Genomic DNA, 20455 nt, shown 5'->3' on the forward strand with positions numbered 1-20455 from the left:
GGAGGCCGCCATCGCGGCGGTGCGGGCGATGCGGCGCCGCGAGCTGCTGCGCATCGCCTGCGCCGACCTGCTCGGCCTGGTCGACGTGCGCCAGGTGGGCCGGGCCCTGTCCGATCTCACCGACGCGGTGCTGCACACCACCCTGGCCATCGCCCAGTCCTCGGTGGACTCTCCGGTCCCGATCGCGATCATCGGCATGGGTCGCCTCGGCGGCCGCGAGACCTCCTACGCCTCCGACGCCGATGTCCTGTTCGTCTACGACGGCAGCGCCGACGACGCCCCCGCCGCACAGTCCGTCATCGACACCATGCGGCGTCTGCTGTCGTCCCCGGCCGCCGAGCCCGCCCTGGTGCTGGACCCCAGCCTGCGGCCCGAGGGCCGCCAGGGTCCGCTGGTGCGCAGCCTCGCCGCCTACCGCCGCTACTACGCGCGCTGGTCGCGGCCCTGGGAGTCCCAGGCGCTGCTGCGCGCCCGGTTCGCGGCGGGAAACGTCCGCCTCGGCGCCGACTTCATGGCGCTGGCCGACGGGATCCGTTACCCCATGGGCGGTCTGAGCGCCGAGCAGCTGGTGGAGCTGCGTCGCATCAAGGCCCGGGTCGACACCGAGCGGCTGCCGCGCGGCGCCGACCGCGCCACCCACGTCAAGCTCGGCCCGGGCGGACTGACCGATGTGGAGTGGAGCGCGCAGCTGATCCAACTGCGCCACGGGCACGCCGTGGAGGGCCTGCGCACGACGTCCACACTGGAGGCGATCGCCGCGGCCCGCGACGCCGAGCTCATCACCGACACCGAGCACGACGAGCTGCGCGCCGCCTGGCTGGGGGCCTCGCGGATCCGCGACGCGCTCACCCTGTCGCGTGGCACGCCCTCCGACCAGCTTCCCCGGCAGGGCCCGGAGCTGGCGGGAATGCTGGCGGCGCTGGGGGAACCGGACGCCGAGGACCCCGGCGAGTACGTCGACGAATACCTGCGGGTCGCGCGCCACGCGCACGCCGCCGCCGAGCGGGTCTTCTACGAGTGACGCCGCCGCTGGTGGCCCCACACGCTGAGTCCGGCCACGGCCAGCACGCACAGCACGGCGAGCACCGCCGCGGTGACGAAGAACTCGATGAGCAGGAAGAACGCCACCACCAGGAAAAAGAATATGGACAGGTAACCGAGCACCCGGCTGGAGAGAAACGTGTCCATGGCTGGATGGTATCGACGGCGGCGGCGGCGGGTCAATACGCGAAGGTGAATCACTAACGCCCCTTAAACGTCTGTTATGGATGGATTTGGGAAAAACGCGTTGCCGCGCCCCGGGCCGCCCGGTAGCGTGCCCGCCCATGCGGATCCTGCTGCTCGGGGGCACCTCGTTCATCGGACGCACGATCGCCGAGCGGGCGCTGCGCGAGGGCGACGCGGTGACGCTGTTCGGGCGCGGGCGAACCGGCGCCGGGCTGTTTCCCGACGTACCCCGCCTGATCGGCGATCGCGACACCGACGACTACGGCGCGCTGGCGGCGGGGGAGTGGGACGCCGTCGTCGACCTGTCGGGCTACCTGCCGCGCCACGTCGATCGCGCCATGGACGCCCTCGGCGATCGCGTCGGCCGCTACCTGTTCGTCTCCAGCCACGCCGTGTACGTCCAGGAGGGACTGTCCGCGGGAAACGACGAGGACTCCCCGCTGCGCGATGCCCTGCGCGGCGAGGTCGCCGTCCTCGACAACGACACCTACGGTCCGTCCAAGGTGGCCTGCGAGGAGGACGTGGTGGCGCGCTTCGGTTCCCGCGCCACCATCGTGCGGCCGTGCCGGGTCGCCGGGCCTTATGACAACCAGAACCCCGTCACCTATTGGGTGAGGCGTGGCGCCCGCGGCGGGTGGGTGGCGCTGCCCGGCGACCCCGACCAGCCCGTCCAGATCGTCGACGCCCGGGACCTCGCCGCTCTGGTGCTGCGGCTGGTGCGCGACGATCGCGGCGGCGCGTTCAACGCGGTCGGCCCCGCCGACCCGACCACGCTGGGGGCGCTCATCCGCGCCTGCGCCCGCCTCGGCGGCACCGACATCGAGATCGTGCCGGTACCCGGCCCGCCGCCGCCGCTGTTCCCGCTGGTGCGCCCACGTTCACAGTGGATGGGTCAGCGGCGCGGCGGCGCCAGGGCCCGCGCGGCGGGGATGCCCGCCACCCCGCTGGAGACCACCCTGGCCGACATCGCCGCCTGGGACCGTTCCACCGGCCTGCCGCCGCTGGGCAGGGGCTACACCGCCGCCGAGGAGGCGGCGGTGTTGGCGCGCCGCGCGCCCGGCGCCTGAGGCGCTCAGGCCACGGCGGGCTCCTCGACCACGGGACCGCCCTCGTCCTGTGTGGATGTCCTGGCGCGCCGCATCATCGGCACCAGGACGAACACCACCGCCAGCCCGACGAGGCCGCAGGCGGCCACGGTGATGCGCGGCGACAGCAGCTCGACGGCGACGCCGCCCGCCGCGTATCCGAACAGCGACAGGCCCTGCAGCCAGCCGTTGAGGGAGGCGTTGGCGCGCCCGCGGGAGTCGGCGGGAACCCGGCGCCCCAGCAGCGATCCGACCAGGGTGTTCTCGCCGCCGTTGAGCCCGCCCCCGGCCAGGAACAGCGGCACCAGCCACCACGCCGATCCGTGCACCAGCGCCGCCGAGGCGATCACCGCGCAGGTCAGGCCGAGCGACAGGAACATTCCCTGCAGCAGCCTCCGGTCGTTGGAGGTGTTCTTGATGGGGCGCGCCAGCGCCCAGGCGCCGACGGCCATGCCCACCGCCCACGCCGCGCTCACCAGGCCGTAGACGGTCGTCGTGGCGTGCATGGTCTCGCGGATGAAGAACACCTCGACCACGTTCACCGCCGACACCACGCCGACGATCAACGCCAGTCCGACGATCATCAGATGGATCAGCCCGTCGTCGGACGGCCGCCAGGCGCGGGCGTTGGCGTCGCGTGAGGACTGTTCGCGGAATCGCCCGCCCCGTCGGGTGCGGATCAGGAATCCCGCCGACACCGTGGCCAGGGCGCAGACCGCGTTGACCAGCATCGCCGAGTGCGGCCCGTACTGTCCTACCAGGACTCCCGCCATGGCGGGTCCCGCGATGAAGCCCAGGGTGCTGGCGCTCTGCCCGATCGCGGTGGCGCGCGGCAGGTCGTCGCGGGTCACCATGGCGGGGATCATCGCGCCCAGCGTGGGTTGCAGCACCGCGGTGCCCACCGACAGCAGCAGGACGTAGGCCAGCAGGACGAACACGTTGTCGGTGGTGGCCAGCGCCAGGCTCGCGACGATCCGCACCGCTCCCGAGGCGATCACCAGGACGCGGCTGTCCACGGCGTCGACCCAGCGCCCGATGAGCGGGGCCAGCACCACCATGGGCAGCATCGACGCGATCGTCACGCCCGCCGCGGCCAGGCCGCCCTCGCCGGTGGTCTGGACCTGAAGCATCAGCGCGGTCATCACGCCGAACATGCCGGTCTGGGCGAGGAAGCGGGCGGCGGCGTCGATGTAGACATCGCCCCAGCGGGAGGCCGCCGGCTTAGATGTGAAAGACATGTTTCATAACTTAGCCATTCGCCGTCATAAATGAAAGCGCTATTTCATAACTTGAGACGTGATGCCCGCCACCGCATCGACCGCCCCGTGGATCGTCAGTCGTCGGGGAACAATCGGATCAGCACCGACACCGGGCGGGCCCCCTCGGGCGCCGTTCCCCTGCGGGTGCGCGCCTTGAACTCGTCCACCACCTCGAGCAGCCGCCGATTGACCTCGGCGGCCTCGGCCGCCGTCACCAGCAGGTTGATCTGCGACATGATCCCGACCTCGTACCACTCGCGGGGCTCGCCGGGCAGCTTGTCCAGCCAGCGCCGCAGCTTGGCGTCCTCGACCCCCAGGAACGCCTCGCTCATGGCGCGGGCCGCCAGGTGCATGCTCTCGCGGTCGTCGTAGTCCACCGCCGCCTTGAAGGACTCCACCTTCCTGCGCCACACCCGCTCCCGCCCGTCCCCGCGGCTGGGACCCTGCTCCACCAGGCCCACCCTGGCCAGCACCCTCAGGTGATAGCTCATCGCGCTGGGGGACATGCCGACCAGCTCGGCGCACTCGGTGGCCGTGGCGTCGTCCACCTGCGTCAGGTAGTCGAGCACCGCGGTTCGCGCTGGGTGGCCCAGCGCCCGGATGACCTCCGGATCGGAGAAGCGCACGGTCGGTGAGTCGGTGTCCGCCATGCCCTAAGCAAAACATGCCGACACCGCCGCGCGGATCCGAGTGCGCGATCAGGGCCGCAGCACCAGGCGGTGGCGCTGCGCGGCGTTCAGCTTCTGGCGGCTCCAGTTCATCGGCAGCAGCCTGCCGGAGTTCCACAGCGGCAACTGATCGGCGTAGTTGGTGTGACCGGCGTGCCCGGAGTTGCCGGTCAGGTTGATCCAGCGCGATCCGTCCAGGTCGGACAGATCCACGATCATCCGCATCGACGGCAGGGCCGTCACCGCGTAACCCTCGCGGGTGTCCCAGCCGGTGGCGTCCACAATGCCGCCGCCGCCCCCGGTGGGAATCGACCGCGCGTTGAAGATCGCCTCCACCAGGCCGATTCCCGAGGTGCCCAGCGACTGGTTCCTCACCGTCAGCGTGTGCAGGTCCCCCCAGCGCCAGTCCGCCGGGTCGTCGCCGAGGCGATTCACCAGCTCGTCGCTGGCCTGGCGCAATGCCTTGCGCAGCATGTCATCGCGGTCCTCGATCCGGGGCGTGGACTTGTCGTCCCACCACCAGGCGTGCGGCTGAGACGCCAACCTCTCCACCACATAGGACCATCGCTCGCCGCCGCCGGGCGCCATGTCGGCGGGCAGCTCGTCGAACACGTCCGACAACAGATGCCGCCAGGTCGCGTTGTACATCGCCGCCCCCGCCGAGCCCGCGTCCTGGCGCAGGTCCCACTTCCGCAGCACCCCGCAACCCGCGCAGTCCGACACCGGACCCAGCCGCCTGATCGCCTTCTCCACCGCCGCGGCGCCGGTGTTGGTGGTGTCCATGTGCATCTTCGCGATGTCGGCCACCGAGATCTTGCCCGGCGCCTCAGAGATCATGTCCCGGATGCGCTGGCTGCGATAGCCGTACGTCCAGTCCTTTGTCAACAGATACGGATACTGGTCCCCGATCACCCGGTTGTTCGCGGTGACGATGAACCCCTCGTCCGGATTGCTCACATAGGGCAGTTCGTCGAACGGGATGTAGCCCTTCCAGTCGTACGACGAATCCCAGCCCGGCACCGGCATGGTGCCGTCCCCCTTGCCGCGCACCGGAATCCGCCCCGGCGACTGGTAGCCGATGTTCCCGGAGTCGTCGGCGAAGATCAGGTTCTGCGCGGGCACCTCGAAGCGCCGCGCGCCGTCGCGGAAGTCGGCGAAGCTTTCGGCGGTGTCCATCGAGAAGATCGCCTCGGCGGTCCTGCCCGGCCGCAGCGCCGTCCACTGTAGTGCCAGTCCGTACACCCTGCCCGGACCCTCGGGCGGGTGGTTGCCCACCGCCGTGGCCGCCGGATCCGAGTCCGACACCAGCGGCCCGTGTCCGGTGGAGCGCACCGTGATCCTCACCGGCTCGCCCCCGGCCACCTTGATCGTCTCGGTGCGTTCCCGCAGCCTGTGCCACTTGCCGTCCACCTCGTAGCGCTTGCCGCGGATCCGCTCCAGGTAGAAGTCGGTGACGTCCGGTCCCAGATTCGTGAAGCCCCACGCCACGTGCGCGTTGTGCCCGATCATCACGCCCGGCACCCCGGAGAAGCTGAAGCCCGTCACGTCGAACGGGCAGGCGGCCGACACCTCGCGGCACCGCAACCCCACCTGGTACCACACCGACGGCATCGCCGCCCCCAGGTGAGGATCGTTGGACAGCAACGGTTTCCCCGTCGTCGTATAGTCCCCGGAGATCACCCACGAGTTCGACCCGATGCCCGCGTCGGCGCCCGGGCCCATCAGCTTCGTCAACGGCGCCAAGGAATCCGACGCCCGCTCGACCGCGCCCGCCGCGTGGGCGTCGGTGGCCGCCACCCGCGGCGACACCGACGACTTCTTCGCCGACGGATCGAACGCCCCGTCCCTCACCGTCCCGGAACCCACGATGTCGGCGTGCTCGCCGGGGTACGGCGGATAGATGTCGGCGATCTCGTCGGCCGACAGTCCCGAACCCGCCAGGCGGGCCCGCCCCAGCTCGTCGTCGTAGTTGCCCTTCAGGTCCCACGCCATCGCCTTCAACCAGGCCAGGCTGTCCACCGGGTCCCAGCGTTCGATCCGGTAGTCCAGCCCCGTCAGCCCCAGCGCCGAGTACTCCAGGCTCACGTCGCCCGGCGACTTCCCCTTCAGGTACGCGTTCACCCCGCGCGTGTAAGCCGTGAAGTACCGCCTGGTCTTGGCGTCCAACAGCTTCCACTCCGCGGCGGCCACCCGGCGCCACCCCATGGTGCGGATCGCCCGGTCGGTTTCCACCTGCGACTTCCCGAACATCTCCGACAGCCGCCCCGACGTCACGTGGCGCCGAAAGTCCATCTCGAAGAACCGGTCCTGGGCGTGCACGTAGCCCTGCGCGGCGAACAGGTCGTCGGAGGTGTCGGCGTAGATCTCCGGGACGCCCCAGCGGTCCCGCGTCACCTCCACGTCGGCCGACAGCCCCGGCAGCGTCGTCACCCCGTCCACTTCGGGAAACGACCGGTCCACCGTCCACGTGGCCAGGCAGATCCCGGCGAGCACGACAACCAGTACGGACACCACGGCGCGGCGCGTCCAGGCGCGCAGGCGTCGAAAACGGGGGGTGTGGGGCATGAGGACGGATGATACGCGAAACGGCGCCCCGCCCGTCCCGGCGAGAACCGGGCGAACGGGGCGCCGCCGTTCCCCTCACGCCCCGGTGTTGCGCCAGCGTTGCCAAAAGTCCGTCAGGTCGGTGCCCGAGACCTTCGCGAACACCGCGCGCAGGTCGTCCGACGTGACGACCCCGTACCGGTGCGCCCTGACCAACGCGGCCAGTGCCCTGGTCATCGCGTCGGCGCCGATCTTGCCCTCCAGCTCGTGGAACATGCAGGCGCCGTCGCCGTAGATGCCGGGGGCGTATTCGTCCGGCTTGTCGCCGTAGTAGTCCATGCCGGCGTCGATGCGCATGCCGTCGGAGAACCAGAACGGCGAGGTGTCGCAATAGGACGGAATCCCGGTGACGCGGACGGTGATGTACTGGGTCACCGATTCGTCGATCCACGGGTCGTCGTACTCGTCGTCGCCGACCAGCCCGTAGAACCACTGGTGGCCGGTCTCGTGAACCACGTCCACGCGTTGGGGCTCGGACAGGATGAAGTTCGGGTACTCCATGCCCCCGAAGCCCGGCCAGTCGCCCACCACGGTGTCCATTTCGGCATACGGATAGTCGCCGTAGGCGTCCGAGAAGCCGTCCATGGCCTGGCGCGCCCACCCCGACACGTCGGAGGCGGTGTCGGCGGTGACGTCGTCGGGATACCAGGTGTTGAGGCGCACCCCGCCGACGTCGTCGGTCTCGCGGTGGAACGGCCCCGCCGCCCAGGCGAAGTCCCGCACCCGGGGCGCCGAGATGACCGTGGTGGTGCGCCCCCGGCGGTGGCTCTCGGCCACCACGTGACCCGTGGACGGCACCGCGATCGCGTCGGAATGCCGCAGGCTCACCGAGAAATCGGACGTCAACGAATAGAACGACTCCCCGCCGGACACATACGGCGGCAGCTGCCAGCCGCGCGCGTCCTTCACCGCCAACAAGGGAACGGCGTTGCCCAGGAAGTTGTACTTCCCGGCGCGGCCGAAGCGATCCACCTTGTCGGGCACGTCGATCGACACATCGAAACTCACCGTGGCCCGCCGCCCGGGCCCGGCAGCGTGCCTCAACGTCACGGGCACGGCCGTGCAGCCGACGGACGCCTCGCCCAGCTCGCCGCCGCGGGGGCGTGTCAAGCGCACGGCCGTGTCGTCACAGCCGCCCGACCCGTTGCCCCACAAGCGAAGCCACACCGTGCGCAGCGGCGCGTCGCCGGTGTTGCGGAACGAGACCTTCTCGGTGCCCTTCCAGGACGTCCCGGCGTCGTCGCCGTCCAGACGCAGGCTGTAGCGGGCATGGTCGGGGCCGGCCGTCGAGGTCGGGCCCTCGTCGGCCATGGCGCCGGCGGCGGTGAGCGCGCTGGCGGCCACGGCCAACGCGATCCCGGCGGCGCGCCAGGAGCTTCTCCTCATCGCGATCTCCTTATCGCCGGACCGGGCGTTCGCCGATCCGCCAAAAGGATCGCCGCCGCGCCGCCGGTGCCGCCAGCCTTTCGGTCTGTGCCGAATCAGCCCGGCCGCGCCACCAGCGACTCGCCGAGCGGGGTGAGGCCGTGGCGGACGCTGCGGCCGGTGCGGTTCGTGGCGACCAGCCCGGCCTCGCGCAGCACCCCGACGTGCTCCGACGCCGAGGCGGGACTGATGTCCAACATGGAGGCCAGCGCCGAGGTGGTGGGACCGGTGGCCACGGCGCGCAGCACCTGGGCGCGCGTGCGGCCCAACAGCCGTGGCAGGGAATCGGCGGCGGTGTCGAGCCCGAGCCGCGCCGGGTCCACGGGGTAGACCAGGGCGGGGCGGGCCAGCCCGGCGCGGCGGAATCCCGCCCGGGTCCAAAACACCGTGGGAATCACCAGCAGCGACGCCCCGTCCAGCCGCAGGCTCCCCGAACACAGCCCCGTGACGCGCAGCACGTCGCCGTCCAGGCGAATATCGGGGCTCAGATCGGACAACGCGGCTCCCAGCCCCTGGCTCATCACCAGCCTGCCGACGCGCGCCAACTCCCGCCACACCACCGGGGCGGCGATCGCGCCGGGCGCGCACACCCGCCGGTACGACCCGCACGCTCGCACCAGATCGGCCGGGGCGTCGGGTTCGCGAAGCGGATGGGCGCCGGTGAGGATCGGCGGGATCGGGGCCCCGGCGGCGACCAGGTCGAGCAGGGGGCGGCTGTCGGGCGGCAGCCGCGGCAGCACCCGCCGTCGCCACCGGTCGATCGGGCCGTGGCCGGTGGGCGCTCGCAGGGCCTGGACGCTGGCGCCGATCTCCAGGTGCGGCACGGCCGCGAACGACACCCGCGCGTAGTCGGCGCTGGACAGCTGGATGTCCAACATGAGCCCATGCTGCCCCGCCAACAGCACCGCGGCGTCACGAAAAGGCAAAAGTTTCGCGGCCCGTCCGGCTCGGACGGGCCGCGAAGATCAGCAGTCGAAGTACATCGAGAACTCGTGCGGGGTGGGGCGCAGCCGGATCGGGTCGACCTCGTTGTCGCGCTTGTAGGAGATCCACGTGTCGATCAGGTCGGGGGTGAACACGCCGCCGTCCAGCAGGAACTCGTGGTTGGCCTCCAGGTTGTCCAGCACCTCCGGCAGGGAACCGGGCACCTGCTTGAGGTCGCCGAACTCCTCGGGAGCCAGCTCGTACAGGTCCTTGTCCACCGGCTCCGGCGGCTCGATCTTGTTCTTGATGCCGTCCAGACCGGCCATCAGCATCGCCGAAAACGCCAGGTACGGGTTGGACGACGGGTCGGGCACCCTGAACTCCACCCGCTTGGCCTTCGGGTTGGTTCCCGTCACCGGGATGCGGGTACACGCCGAGCGGTTGCGCTGCGAGTACACCAGGTTCACCGGGGCCTCGAAGCCCGGCACCAGGCGGCGGTAGGAGTTGACCGTCGGGTTGGTGAACGCCAACAGCGACGGGGCGTGCGACAGCAGACCGCCGATATACCAGCGCGCGGTGTCCGACAGCCCGGCGTAACCGGTCTCGTCGTAGAACAGCGCCTCGCCCTTCAGCGCCAGGCTCTGGTGGCAGTGCATGCCGGAACCGTTGTCGCCGAACAGCGGCTTGGGCATGAACGTCGCGGTCTTGCCGGCGGCCCACGCCTGGTTCTTCACGATGTACTTGAACAGCTGGAGCTGGTCACCCGCGTTGAGCAAAGTAGAGAACCGGTAGTTGATCTCCATCTGGCCGGCGGTGCCGACCTCGTGGTGGGCCCGCTCCACCGTCAGCCCGGTGTCCACCAGGGTGCGCACGATCCCGTCGCGCAGGTCGGCGAAGTGGTCCACCGGCGGCACCGGGAAGTAGCCGCCCTTGTTCTTGGGCTTGTAGCCCCGGTTGCCGCCCTCCTCGGCGCGCCCGGAGTTCCAGGCGCCCTCCACGGAGTCGATGTAGTAGAAGCCGTGCTGGGTGGCGGTGTCGAAGCGGATGTCGTCGAAGATGTAGAACTCGGCCTCGGCCCCGAAGTACGCGGCGTCGGCGATGCCCGAGGCGGCCAGGTGCTGTTCGGCCTTCTTGGCGACGTTGCGGGGGTCGCGCGAATACGGCTCGCGGGTGAAGGGGTCGTGGATGAAGAAGTTCAGCGCCAGGGTCTTCTCGACGCGGAACGGGTCGATGAAGGCGGTCGTGACGTCCGGAAGCAGCAGCATGTCGGACTCGTGGATCGCCTGGAATCCGCGGATCGACGAACCGTCGAAGGCCAGGCCGTCGGTGAACGCCGATGCGTCGAAGCTCTCGGCCGGTACGTTGAAGTGCTGCATCACCCCCGGCAGGTCGCAGAACCGCACATCGATGAACTTGACGTCGTTGTCCTTGACGTAGGACAGCAGTTGGTCGGGATCGCTGAACACCGCTAAGTTCCCTCTTTCCAGGTGATCGTTGCGGACGTTGTCGCCAGCCTATGACCGAGCGGTTGCCCCGCCATGTCTCCGTTGTTTCCGGCGTGTTACACGCGGGTGCCGGCGGCCACACTCCTCCGACGCGCGCGCCGAGGAGGGCGGTCACTACCCTTGGCGCTTATGAGCGACAGCGTCACCACGGCCAAGCCGGACGAGGCCGGGCAGGTCCCGGCCCTGGCCACCTACCCGCAGCGCTTCCTGGCGCTGCTGGCCGACTGGCTGCTGTGCCTGCTGTTGACCAAGGGCCTGCTGGCCGGCGGGCTGCTGCCGGACTTCGCCTACGGCGAGGTGTGGACCAACGTGGTGGCGATCGTGGAGTACACCGCGTTCCTGACCTTCTTCACCCAGACCCCGGGCATGCGGATCGTGAAGATCCACTGTGTCCACATCGCGAGCTCCGGGCCGCTGCGCTTCGGGCGGGCGCTTGTGCGGGCGTTCCTGCTGCTGGGCCTGTTCCTGCCCGCGCTGACCGCGTTCTCCGACCCGCACCGCCGCGGCCTGCACGACAAGGCCACCGGCTCGGCCATGGTGCGGTTACAGCGGCGGCGTCACGACGCTGACGGTGAACGGCGGCTTGGCGACGCCCCGCCGCTCGGCGTCGAACTGCGCGTTGACCACCAGCAGGCGGCCGTCCCGGTACGCCAGGGTGGTCGGGGTGTCGTCGGCCGGGCGCTCCCAGCGCCCCAGCACCTCCCCGACGGTGTCCCCTTCGGACAGTCGCACCGCGGTGAGCCAAAAGCGCACGGCGCCGTCGGGGTCTTGCGAGTTGTCGCACACGTACAGCACGTCGTCGACCCACACCATGCCGTCCCCGGCCAGGTGCTCGCCGCCCAGGTCGACCCGCCGGGCGGAGCGGGCCGCGACGTCGACGCGCCACAGCTCCTCCGAGCCCTGGCCCACCACGAGCAGGCCGGTGCCGTCGCGGGTGGGCACGATCCCGTTGAGGTAGTGCCGCACCTCGGGCTCGGCGCCGTGGGCGGTCAGGTCGAGCCACTCCTCGGGCGGACCGATCCGTTCGCCGAGCTCCAGGCGCCACAGCACCGGCCGCTCGGAGTCCGTCACGTAGGCGTATCCATTCAGGACGCACACGTCGTTGAGCAGCGCCGGGTCGCCGTCGACCCGGTGGCGCGCCACCAGGTCGCCGCTGTCGATGTCGTAGCCGAAGATCAGTCCGGTGCGGAACCCGCACACGATGAGCCTGCCGCGCTCGTCCACGGCCATGCCCAGCGCCTGGGTCCGCCCGTCGGCGCCCGCCGGCTGCCATTGCGCCAGCGCGCCGGTGTCCAGGCGCCCCCGGAAGATGGTGCCCTGCCGGGAGCTGGACACGAAGAAGCCCGCGTCGTCGGTGTCCTCGGTGACGCCCTCGGGGAAGACGGCGTCGCCGGGCAGAACGAACTGCTCGATCATTTGCCGCGCATGGCGCGCCGCGCGCCCTTGGGGGGCTTCATGTTCTGCGGCACCGGGCCCTTGGGCATCGGCGGCTTGGACGCCGCCTTCAGCGCGGTGAGCCTGCGGTTCAGGTCGTTGGCCTGCTTGGCGGTGATGTTGTGCGGCAGCTTGGCGAGCCGGTTGCGCAGCTTGCGGACCGACAGCTGCTCGCCGCCGTCCTCGCCGATGACGAAGTCGTACACCGGGGTGGAGCCCACCACGCGGTTGAGCTTCTTCTTCTCCTGGTTCACCAGGGCCTTCAGGCGTCCGCTGCTGCCCTCGGCCAACAGGACCACGCCGGGCTTGCCGACGGCGCGGTGCACCAGGTCCTGGTGGGTGGACACCGCCACGGCGGGCGTGATGTTCCAGCCGCGCATCTGCTCGACGATGCCGTAGGCGGCGCCGGGCTGATCGACCGCCTGGTCCATCACCGCCTTGGAGGTGCGGACGTTGAGGACGATGAGCACCGCCAACAGCGCCAGCAACACCGCCATGGCCATGAAGGGCCACGGCAGCGTGTGGGTGACGAACACCAGCACGGCGCCGGCGGCCAGGGGGATCAGCGCGGCGATGATCGCCAGCGGCAAGAAGAGCTTGTCCTTCTTGGCCGTGAATGAAAACGCCATGCCGATCTGCTTCAGGCGCGTGCCGAAACCGGCCTTCTCGTCGTCGTCCTTTGCCATGAGGTCAGCTTAATAGGAGGGATCAGGCGGGCTGCCGCGCCGCCAGGGCTTGGCGATAGAGACGCCCGGCACGGTAGGAGGAGCGCACCAGGGGCCCGCTCATCACGCCGGCGAAGCCGATGCGTTCGGCCTCTTCGGAAAGCTCCACGAACTCCTCGGGTTTCACCCAGCGGTCCACCGGGTGGTGGCGGGGCGTGGGGCGCAGGTACTGGGTGATGGTGATCAACTCGCAGCCGGCGTCGTGCAGGTCACGCAGCGCCTGCGACACCTCCTCGCGGGTCTCGCCCATGCCGAGGATCAGGTTCGACTTCGTGACGAGGCCGTACGAGCGGGCGGCGGTCAGCACCGACAGCGAACGCTCGTAGGTGAAGGCCGGGCGGATCCGGCGGAAGATGCGCGGGACGGTCTCCACGTTGTGCGCCAACACCTCCGGGCGCGAACCGAAGACCTCGGCGAGCGCGTCGGGCTCGGCGTTGAAGTCGGGGATCAACAGCTCGACGCCGCAGCCGGGCACCTCGGCGTGGATCTGGCGGACGGTCTCGGCGTACAGCCAGGCGCCGCCGTCGTCGAGGTCGTCGCGGGCCACGCCGGTGATGGTGGCGTAGCGCAAGCCCATGGTGGACACCGACGCGGCGACCCGGCGGGGCTCGTCGCGGTCCAGCGCCTGCGGCCTGCCGGTGTCGATCTGGCAGAAGTCGCAGCGCCGGGTGCACTGGTCGCCGCCGATCAGGAACGTCGCCTCGCGGTCTTCCCAGCACTCGTAGATGTTGGGGCAGCCCGCCTCCTGGCACACGGTGTGCAGTCCCTCGCGGTCGACCAGCCCGCGCAGGTCGCGGTACTCGGGCCCCATCTTGGCCTTCACCTTGATCCACGACGGCTTGCGTTCGATGGGCGTGGCGGCGTTGCGGGCCTCGACGCGCAGCAGACGGCGGCCCTCGGGCTTCACGGTGGTCACAACCGCGAGACTACGCGCCGGCTACCGCGAGCGTCAGTAGACGGTGCGCGCGATCACGGTGTTCGTACATGGGGTCGAAGTGGTGTTAATGTGACGCCACCGTTCCCGCGCATGTAAGGACCCTCATGGCCGACGGCTACCCGCGTTTTCCCGCGATTCACGACGACACCATCGTGTACGTCGCCGAGGACGACCTGTGGACGGTGCCGGCCGACGGCGGCGTGGGTCGGCGCATCACCGCGGGCCGCGCGGCCGCCACCCACCCCCGGATCTCCCCGGACGGCACCCTGGTTGCCTACAGTGGAGCCGAGGAGGGGCCCAGTGAGGTGTACGTGGTGCCGCTGGCCGGCGGCGAGTCGCGGCGCCTCACCTTCGAGGGCGGCGACTGTGGCGCCCGCGTGGTGGCCTGGTCGGCCGACGGCACGCGCGCCGTGTACTCCACCAGCGCCTATGCCCCTCACCTCACCGAATCCCGGCTGCGCGAGGTGCCCGTGGCGGGCGGTCCGTCGGTCGACCTGCGCCTGGGCCACGCGCTGTCGGCGTCGTTCGGTGACGACGGAACCGTGGTGCTGGGCCGGGAGTACTGGAACGACCCCGCCTACTGGAAGCGGTACCGCGGCGGCACCGCGGGTCAACTGTGGATAGACGCCGGCGGCGACGGCGAGTTCCGCAAACTGATCACACTGGACGGAAACCTGTCGCGGCCGTGCGTCATCGGCGAGCGCGTCTACTTCCTGTCCGACCACGAGGGCCACGGCAACGTCTATTCCACCGACTTCGCGGGACGGGACCTGCGACGTCACAGTGACCACGAAGAGTTCTACGCGCGCGGCCTGTCCGGCGACGGACGGCGACTGGTGTACCACTGTGGAGGGCGGCTGTACCTGCTCGACCCGTCGCGGGACCAGCCGCGCGCCCTCGACGTCGACACCGGCCTCACCCGCACCCAGCGCGCCCGCAAGTTCGTCGAGGCCGCCGACTACCTCGGCTCGGTGGACCTGTCGCCCGACGCCTCCCGGCTGGCGGTCTCCGCGCGCGGCAAGGCCTTCACGTTCGGCACCTGGGAGGGCCCGGTCACCCAGCACGGCGAGCCCGACGGCGTCCGCTATCGGCTGGTGACCTGGCTGCACGACAACAAGCGGCTGGTCGCCGTGGCCGCCGACAGCGGCGAACGGGAGGTGATGGTCGGGCTGCACGCCGACATGTCCGTCACCGGGCGCCGCCTGGAGGCGCTGGACCTGGGCAGCCCCACCGAGACCGCGGCGTCCCCCGTCGAGGGCAAGATAGCCGTGGCCAACAACCGCGGCGAGCTCATCCTGGTCGACGTGGACGGCGACGTCGAGACGTCGACCGTTGTCGATTCCTCCGACCGGGGCCGGATCCGCGACCTCGCCTTCTCCCCGGACGGCAGGTGGCTCGCCTACGCGCGCCCCGAATCCCACGACGACGCCGCCGACGACGCCGTGGGCCGCTCCGCCATCAGGCTCGCCGAGGTCGCCACGGGGCGCACCCTCACCGCCGCGCGGCGCGTGCTGTCCGACGGCGCGCCGTCCTTCGACCCGGCGGGGAAGTTCCTCTACTTCATCGGGCATCGCCGCTTCAACCCGTCCTACGACACCCTCCACTTCGATCTGAACTTCCCGATGGGCGGTCACCCGTACGCCATCGCGCTGGAGGCGGCGACCCTGGCGCCCTTCGTGCCGGGCCCCAAGGCCCTGCACGACACCGCCACCGCCGACGCCACGACCGACACCGCCGTGGAGCCCGACGGCCTCGACGCGCGCATCGTCCCGTTCCCGGTGGGCGACAGCGATTACCGCCGCGTCTTCGGAGTCGACGGCAAGGCGCTGGTGCTGTCCTACCCGGTGCGCGGCCAGATCGCCGCCCCCGACGCCGACGACACCCCACAGGGGATGCTGGACGCGGTGGACCTGGTGACCGGCAAGGTGGAGCGGATCGCCGACGGCGTGGGCGGGTGCGCGGTCACACCGGACGGCAAGTCCCTGGTGTACACCTCGGGCAAGCAGCTGCGAGTCGTGAAGGCCACCGAGAAGGCGCCCGAGACCGCCGAGTACAACCGCGAGTCCGGCTGGGTGGACCTGTCGCGGGTGAAGGTGTCGGTGCGTCCGGAATTCGAGTGGCCGCAGATGTTCCGCGAGACGTGGCGGCGGCTGGCCGACCACTTCTGGACCGAGGACATGTCCGGAGTGGACTGGAGGGCGATGTACGACCGCTACGCGCCGCTGGTGTCGCGGGTGTCCACCCGCGGCGAACTGTCGGACGTGTTGTGGGAGCTGATGGGGGAGCTGGGAACCTCCCACGCGTACGAGCGTGCCGGCGACCTCCGGAAGGGACCCCAGTACCGGCAGGGCTTCCTGGGCGCCGAGTTCGACGTGGACGCTCGGGGGCGGCACACGATCGCCGCGATCCTGGAGGGCGACGCGTCCGATCCGCTGGCGTCGTCCCCGCTGTCACGGCCCGGCGTCGACGCCCGCGTCGGCGACGAGGTGGTCGCGATCAACGGCCTGGCGGTCGGCGCGGGCGCCGGCGTCGCCCAGCGCCTGGTGAACCTGGCGGGCCAGCAGGTGCGCGTCGCCCTGAAGCGCGGCGACGCCGCGCACGCCGTCGTGGTCACCCCGCTGGCCGACGAGCGCGCGCTGCGCTACCGCGCATGGGTGGACGCCAACCGATCCGCGGTGCACCAGGCCACCCGGGGGCGGGTCGGGTACGTCCACATCCCCGACATGATGGCCAAGGGCTTCGCCGAGTTCCACAGGGGATTCCTCAACGAGTACGACCGCGAGGCGCTCGTGGTCGACGTCCGCTTCAACGGCGGCGGACACGTGTCGTCCGTGCTGGTGGAGAAGCTGCTGCGGCGCCGCCTGGGCCACATCTACTCCCGGTGGGAGCGCCCGGCCGGCTACCCGTACGAGGCGCCGCGCGGCCCGATGGTCGCGCTGATCAACGAATTCGCCGGTTCCGACGGCGACATCTTCTCTAACGCCTTCCGCGGCTTCGGGCTCGGCCCGCTGATCGGCGCCCGCACGTGGGGCGGCGTCATCGGCATGGACGCCTCGCGCCCCGGGCTGTCCGACGGCACCATGGTGTCGCAGCCGGAGTTCTCCTTCCACTTCGACAACGTCCAATGGGGAGTGGAAAATCACGGTGTGGCGCCGGACATCGACGTGGATAATGCCCCGCAGGACTACGCGGCGGGCCGCGACCCCCAACTGGAACGCGGCATCGCCGAGGTGACGCGGCTGCTGGAACGCACCCCCGCGCATCGCCCCACCCCGACACCCCGGCCCGTGCTCGCGCCGCCGCCGCTGCCGCCGCGTCCCTGACACCCACCGACACACGGAGGACCCATGACCACCGGTTACCCGCGCTTCCCCACCATCCACGGCGACACCGTGGCGTTCGTCGCCGAGGACGACCTGTGGACGGTGCCGGCCGACGGTGGCGACGCGCGCCGCCTCACCGCCGGGGTGGGGGACATGACGCACCCGCGGTTCTCGCCCGACGGCGAGCTCATCGCCTTCGTCGGCGACGAGGAGGGCCCGTCCGACGTGTACGTCGTGCCCGCCAAGGGCGGCGAGGTGCGCCGCCTCACCTTCGAGGGCGCCCGCGGCGTGCGCGTGGTGGGGTGGGAGCCCGACGGCTCCTCGGTGCTGTACTCCAGCCGCGCGGCGGCCAACTGCCCCCTGGACGTGGCGCTGTGCCGGGTCCCGATCGACGGCGGCGACAGCCGGCCGCTGCCGTACGGGCGCGGCAACGCGCTGGCGATCGGCGCCGGCGGCACCGTGGTGGTGGGCCGCGAGTACTTCCGGGATCCGGCGCACTGGAAGCGTTACCGGGGCGGCACCGCCGGTCAACTGTGGATCGACGCCGCGGGCGACGGCGAGTTCCGCAAGCTGACCGACCCGAAGGGCAACCTCGCCTGCCCGGTCATCATCGGCGAGCGCGTGTACTTCCTGTCCGACCACGAGGGATACTCCAATGTGTACTCTGTCGGTGTCTCCGGTGTCTCCGGTGTCTCCGGTGTCTCCGGTGTCTCCGGTGTCTCCGGTGTCTCCGGTGTCTCCGGTGTCTCCGGTGTCTCCGGCGCCGACCTGCGCCGCCACACCGACCACGCCGACTTCTACGTCCGCGGACTGTCGGGCGACGGCCGGCGCCTGATCTACCACTGCGGAGGCGAGCTCTACCTGCTCGACCCCGCCGACGACCAGTCGCGCCGCCTCGACGTCCACATCGGCGTCACCCGCACCCAGCGCGCCCGCCGCTTCGTCGACGCGGGCGACTACGTGCATTCGGCGCAGCTGTCGGCCGACGGCGCCCGGCTGGCGATCACCACGCGTGGCAAGGCGTTCAGCTTCGGCGACTGGGAGGGCGGCGTCACCCAGTACGGCGAGCTCGACGGCACCCGCTACCGGCTGCTGAGCTGGCTGCACGACGACACCCGCCTGGTCGCGGTGTCCGCCGACGCCTCCCGCGACGAGGCCCTCGTCGTGTTCGACCCGGTCAAGCCCCCGCGCCTGCTCGACGGCCTCGACATCGGCCGCGTCGAGGACCTCGCCGTGTCCCCCTGTGACGGGCACGTCGCGCTGGCCAACCACCGCGGCGAGTTGCTGCTGGTCGACGTCGACGCCGCCGAACCCGTGGTGTCCCTCGTGGAGACAAGCCGCCACGCCGAGATCGCCGACCTGACGTTCTCCCCGGACGGCAAGTGGGTCGCCTACGCCTACCCCGAGGCCGCCGGCGAGGCCGACACCCACGCCACCTCCGCCATCCACCTCGCCGAGGTCGCCACCGGCGCCACCCACCTGGTCGCCGAGCGGGTGCTGCGCGACGAGTGCCCGTCCTTCGACCCGGCGGGCCGCTACCTCTACTTCATCGGGTACCGGGAATTCAACCCCGCCTACGACTCCCTCCACTTCGACCTCGGCTTCCCCGGCGGCGCCCGGCCCTACGCCGTGGCGCTGCGCGCCGACGTCGCCGCCCCCTTCACCCCGCGCCCCTGGCCGCTGTCGAAGGACCGCGACGACAAGCCCGCCACCGCCGACCCCCTCGTCGACCCCGAGGGCCTGGCCCGCCGCATCACCCCGCTCCCGCTTCCCGACCTGCGCTACAGCCAGGTGTTCGGCGTCCACGGCAAGGTGCTGGCGCTGTCGCACCCCATCAAGGGCGACATCACCCCGCCCTGGGAGAACCCCGACGCCGCCGACGGCGTCATCGACATGGTCGACCTGGCCACCGGCGAGGTGGAACGCATCGCCGAGGAGGTCAGCGCGGCGTCGGTCAGCCGCGACGGCAAGACCCTGCTGTACCGCAGCGGCAACGCCTGGCGCGTCGTCAAGGCCACCGCGGACGTCCCGAGCGGGGACGAGCACAACCGCGCCGACGGCTGGATCGACCTGAAGCGCGTCAAGGTGTCGGTGCGTCCCGAACTCGAATGGCCCCAGATGTTCGCCGAGGCCTGGCGGCTGATGCGCGACCAGTTCTGGGCCGAGGACATGTCCGGAGTGGACTGGAACGCGATGTACCGGCGCTACCTCCCCCTGGTGGAACGCGTGTCCACCCGCGGCGAACTGTCCGACCTGTTCTGGGAGCTGATCGGCGAACTCGGCACCTCCCACGCCTACGAGGCCAGGGGCGACTACGGCTACGCCCCGTTCTACCGCCAGGGCTTCCTCGGCATCGACGCCACCGCGCTCGACGACGGCTACCGCATCGACGCGATCCTCGACGGCGACCTGTGGCGCCCCGACGCCAGCTCCCCGCTGGCCCGCAGCGGCGCCGACGCCCGCGTCGGCGACGTCATCGCGGCGATCAACGGCCAGCCCGTCGGCGCCGCCTCCACCGTCGCCCAGCGCCTGGTCAACCTCGGCGACCAGGAGGTCCAGGTGACGCTGCGCCGCGGCGACGCCGACCCCCACACCATCACGGTCAAGACCCTGTCCAGCGAGCACGCCCTGCGCTACCGCGAATGGGTGGAGTCCAACCGGCGCGCCGTCCACGCCGCCACCGACGGCCGCGTCGGGTACATCCACATCCCCGACATGGTCCCCAACGGCTACGCCGAATTCCACAGGGGATTCCTCAACGAATACGACCGCGAGGGCCTCATCGTCGACATCCGCTTCAACGGCGGCGGCCACGTCTCCGGCCTGATCTGCGAGAAGCTCGCCCGCCGCCGCATCGCCTACGACCACCCCCGCTGGCGCGAACCCATCCCGCACCCGGTGGAGTCGCCGCGTGGCCCCATGGTGGCCATGATCGACGAGGGCGCCGGCTCCGACGGCGACATCTTCGCCGAGACCTTCCGCCAACACGCCCTCGGCCCCCTGATCGGCACCCGCACCTGGGGAGGCGTCACCGGCTACATCGACCGCCTCGAGCTGGCCGACAACACCGTCGTCACCCAGCCCGAGTTCTCCTTCCACTTCGACGAGGCGAAGTGGACGGTCGAAAACCACGGCGTCGACCCGGACGTCGAGGTCGATTACCGCCCGCAGGACTTCGCCGCGGGCGTCGACCCCCAGCTGGCCGCCGCGATCGCCGCGGCCGACGGCGAGATCGCCAAGCGACCCCCGCACCGCCCGTCGGCCGGTACCCGCCCCGTCCGCACACCCGGCCCGCTGCCGCCCCGTCCATAATTTGTGACGCATTTGTGCCCCGCCAAG

Annotated in this window: 14 protein-coding genes and 1 pseudogene; 5 read left to right on the forward strand and 10 right to left on the reverse strand. The window is 71.0% G+C overall.

The window, feature by feature from the left end; all coding sequences use genetic code 11:
- Nucleotides 1-1021, forward strand: a 1021-nt coding sequence (locus tag VE172_RS16835; protein ID WP_324803101.1) for a [protein-PII] uridylyltransferase family protein, incomplete at its 5' end; no start/stop codon positions are given.
- Here the strand turns inward: VE172_RS16835 and VE172_RS16840 are convergent.
- Nucleotides 1012-1188: a hypothetical protein gene (locus VE172_RS16840; protein WP_324803102.1), complete on the reverse strand. Its 177-nt coding sequence runs from the start codon at nucleotides 1186-1188 to the stop codon at nucleotides 1012-1014. The two genes, VE172_RS16835 and VE172_RS16840, sit on opposite strands and share 10 nt — an antisense overlap.
- Nucleotides 1189-1325: 137 nt before the next feature.
- On the opposite strand from VE172_RS16840, the gene VE172_RS16845 reads away from it, so the two are divergent.
- Nucleotides 1326-2294 (forward strand): NAD-dependent epimerase/dehydratase family protein, encoded by a 969-nt coding sequence (locus VE172_RS16845; RefSeq protein WP_324803103.1) that lies wholly within the window; start codon nucleotides 1326-1328, stop codon nucleotides 2292-2294.
- A gap of 5 nt (nucleotides 2295-2299) precedes the next feature.
- Here VE172_RS16845 and VE172_RS16850 read toward each other — a convergent pair whose 3' ends face one another.
- The 6 genes from VE172_RS16850 to glnA all read right to left on the reverse strand — a co-directional run bounded on the left by VE172_RS16850 (nucleotide 2300) and on the right by glnA (nucleotide 10658).
- A complete protein-coding gene (locus VE172_RS16850) occupies nucleotides 2300-3550 on the reverse strand; it encodes an MFS transporter (protein ID WP_324803104.1) in 1251 nt (416 codons plus the stop codon).
- A 95-nt stretch (nucleotides 3551-3645) separates the two neighbouring features.
- Complete coding sequence (locus VE172_RS16855) at nucleotides 3646-4221, reverse strand: ArsR/SmtB family transcription factor (RefSeq protein ID WP_324803105.1); 576 nt, start codon at nucleotides 4219-4221, stop codon at nucleotides 3646-3648.
- A 48-nt stretch (nucleotides 4222-4269) separates the two neighbouring features.
- A complete protein-coding gene (locus VE172_RS16860; protein ID WP_324803106.1) occupies nucleotides 4270-6804 on the reverse strand; it encodes a penicillin acylase family protein in 2535 nt (844 codons plus the stop codon).
- A 75-nt stretch (nucleotides 6805-6879) separates the two neighbouring features.
- Nucleotides 6880-8229, reverse strand: a complete 1350-nt coding sequence (locus VE172_RS16865; protein ID WP_324803108.1) for a M1 family metallopeptidase — start codon at nucleotides 8227-8229, stop codon at nucleotides 6880-6882.
- Nucleotides 8230-8324: 95 nt separating this feature from the next.
- On the reverse strand, nucleotides 8325-9146 hold the full coding sequence (locus tag VE172_RS16870; RefSeq protein ID WP_324803109.1) for an ArsR/SmtB family transcription factor: 822 nt from the start codon (nucleotides 9144-9146) through the stop codon (nucleotides 8325-8327).
- Between the two features lie 87 nt (nucleotides 9147-9233).
- Nucleotides 9234-10658, reverse strand: coding sequence for a type I glutamate--ammonia ligase (gene glnA / locus VE172_RS16875; RefSeq protein ID WP_324803110.1), 1425 nt, complete (start codon nucleotides 10656-10658; stop codon nucleotides 9234-9236).
- Nucleotides 10659-10826: 168 nt separating this feature from the next.
- Here glnA and VE172_RS25725 point away from each other — a divergent pair.
- Nucleotides 10827-11162, forward strand: a pseudogene (locus VE172_RS25725) (RDD family protein); the annotation flags it as partial.
- A 78-nt stretch (nucleotides 11163-11240) separates the two neighbouring features.
- Here the strand turns inward: VE172_RS25725 and VE172_RS16880 are convergent.
- The 3 genes from VE172_RS16880 to lipA are packed head-to-tail and all read right to left on the reverse strand — an operon-like array spanning nucleotide 11241 to nucleotide 13772.
- Nucleotides 11241-12113, reverse strand: a complete 873-nt coding sequence (locus VE172_RS16880) for an SMP-30/gluconolactonase/LRE family protein (protein ID WP_324803111.1) — start codon at nucleotides 12111-12113, stop codon at nucleotides 11241-11243.
- Complete coding sequence (locus VE172_RS16885; RefSeq protein WP_324803112.1) at nucleotides 12110-12817, reverse strand: DUF4191 domain-containing protein; 708 nt, start codon at nucleotides 12815-12817, stop codon at nucleotides 12110-12112. The genes VE172_RS16880 and VE172_RS16885 overlap by 4 nt, the downstream gene beginning before the upstream one ends.
- A gap of 22 nt (nucleotides 12818-12839) precedes the next feature.
- Nucleotides 12840-13772: a lipoyl synthase gene (lipA, locus tag VE172_RS16890; RefSeq protein ID WP_324803113.1), complete on the reverse strand. Its 933-nt coding sequence runs from the start codon at nucleotides 13770-13772 to the stop codon at nucleotides 12840-12842.
- A 125-nt stretch (nucleotides 13773-13897) separates the two neighbouring features.
- Here lipA and VE172_RS16895 point away from each other — a divergent pair, with 125 nt between their 5' ends.
- Together VE172_RS16895 and VE172_RS16900 are read left to right on the forward strand one after the other, a co-directional pair.
- Nucleotides 13898-17116 (forward strand): S41 family peptidase, encoded by a 3219-nt coding sequence (locus tag VE172_RS16895; protein WP_324803114.1) that lies wholly within the window; start codon nucleotides 13898-13900, stop codon nucleotides 17114-17116.
- A 24-nt stretch (nucleotides 17117-17140) separates the two neighbouring features.
- Nucleotides 17141-20428 (forward strand): S41 family peptidase, encoded by a 3288-nt coding sequence (locus VE172_RS16900; RefSeq protein WP_324803115.1) that lies wholly within the window; start codon nucleotides 17141-17143, stop codon nucleotides 20426-20428.
- Nucleotides 20429-20455: the final 27 nt, after the last annotated feature.

It is taken from the genome of Stackebrandtia sp. (assembly GCF_035643755.1).
GTDB lineage: Bacteria > Actinomycetota > Actinomycetes > Mycobacteriales > Micromonosporaceae > Stackebrandtia.

What these genes read in the sequence shown, in the direction of transcription:
- VE172_RS16880 (WP_324803111.1), bottom strand. Translation starts at nt 12,113, where the DNA reads ATGATCGAGCAGTTCGTTCTGCCCGGCGACGCCGTCTTCCCCGAGGGC.
- VE172_RS16840 (WP_324803102.1), bottom strand. Translation starts at nt 1,188, where the DNA reads ATGGACACGTTTCTCTCCAGCCGGGTGCTCGGTTACCTGTCCATATTC.
- VE172_RS16855 (WP_324803105.1), bottom strand. Translation starts at nt 4,221, where the DNA reads ATGGCGGACACCGACTCACCGACCGTGCGCTTCTCCGATCCGGAGGTC.
- VE172_RS16870 (WP_324803109.1), bottom strand. Translation starts at nt 9,146, where the DNA reads ATGTTGGACATCCAGCTGTCCAGCGCCGACTACGCGCGGGTGTCGTTC.
- VE172_RS16895 (WP_324803114.1), top strand. Translation starts at nt 13,898, where the DNA reads ATGGCCGACGGCTACCCGCGTTTTCCCGCGATTCACGACGACACCATC.
- VE172_RS16865 (WP_324803108.1), bottom strand. Translation starts at nt 8,229, where the DNA reads ATGAGGAGAAGCTCCTGGCGCGCCGCCGGGATCGCGTTGGCCGTGGCC.
- VE172_RS16900 (WP_324803115.1), top strand. Translation starts at nt 17,141, where the DNA reads ATGACCACCGGTTACCCGCGCTTCCCCACCATCCACGGCGACACCGTG.
- VE172_RS16860 (WP_324803106.1), bottom strand. Translation starts at nt 6,804, where the DNA reads ATGCCCCACACCCCCCGTTTTCGACGCCTGCGCGCCTGGACGCGCCGC.
- VE172_RS16885 (WP_324803112.1), bottom strand. Translation starts at nt 12,817, where the DNA reads ATGGCAAAGGACGACGACGAGAAGGCCGGTTTCGGCACGCGCCTGAAG.
- VE172_RS16850 (WP_324803104.1), bottom strand. Translation starts at nt 3,550, where the DNA reads ATGTCTTTCACATCTAAGCCGGCGGCCTCCCGCTGGGGCGATGTCTAC.
- VE172_RS16845 (WP_324803103.1), top strand. Translation starts at nt 1,326, where the DNA reads ATGCGGATCCTGCTGCTCGGGGGCACCTCGTTCATCGGACGCACGATC.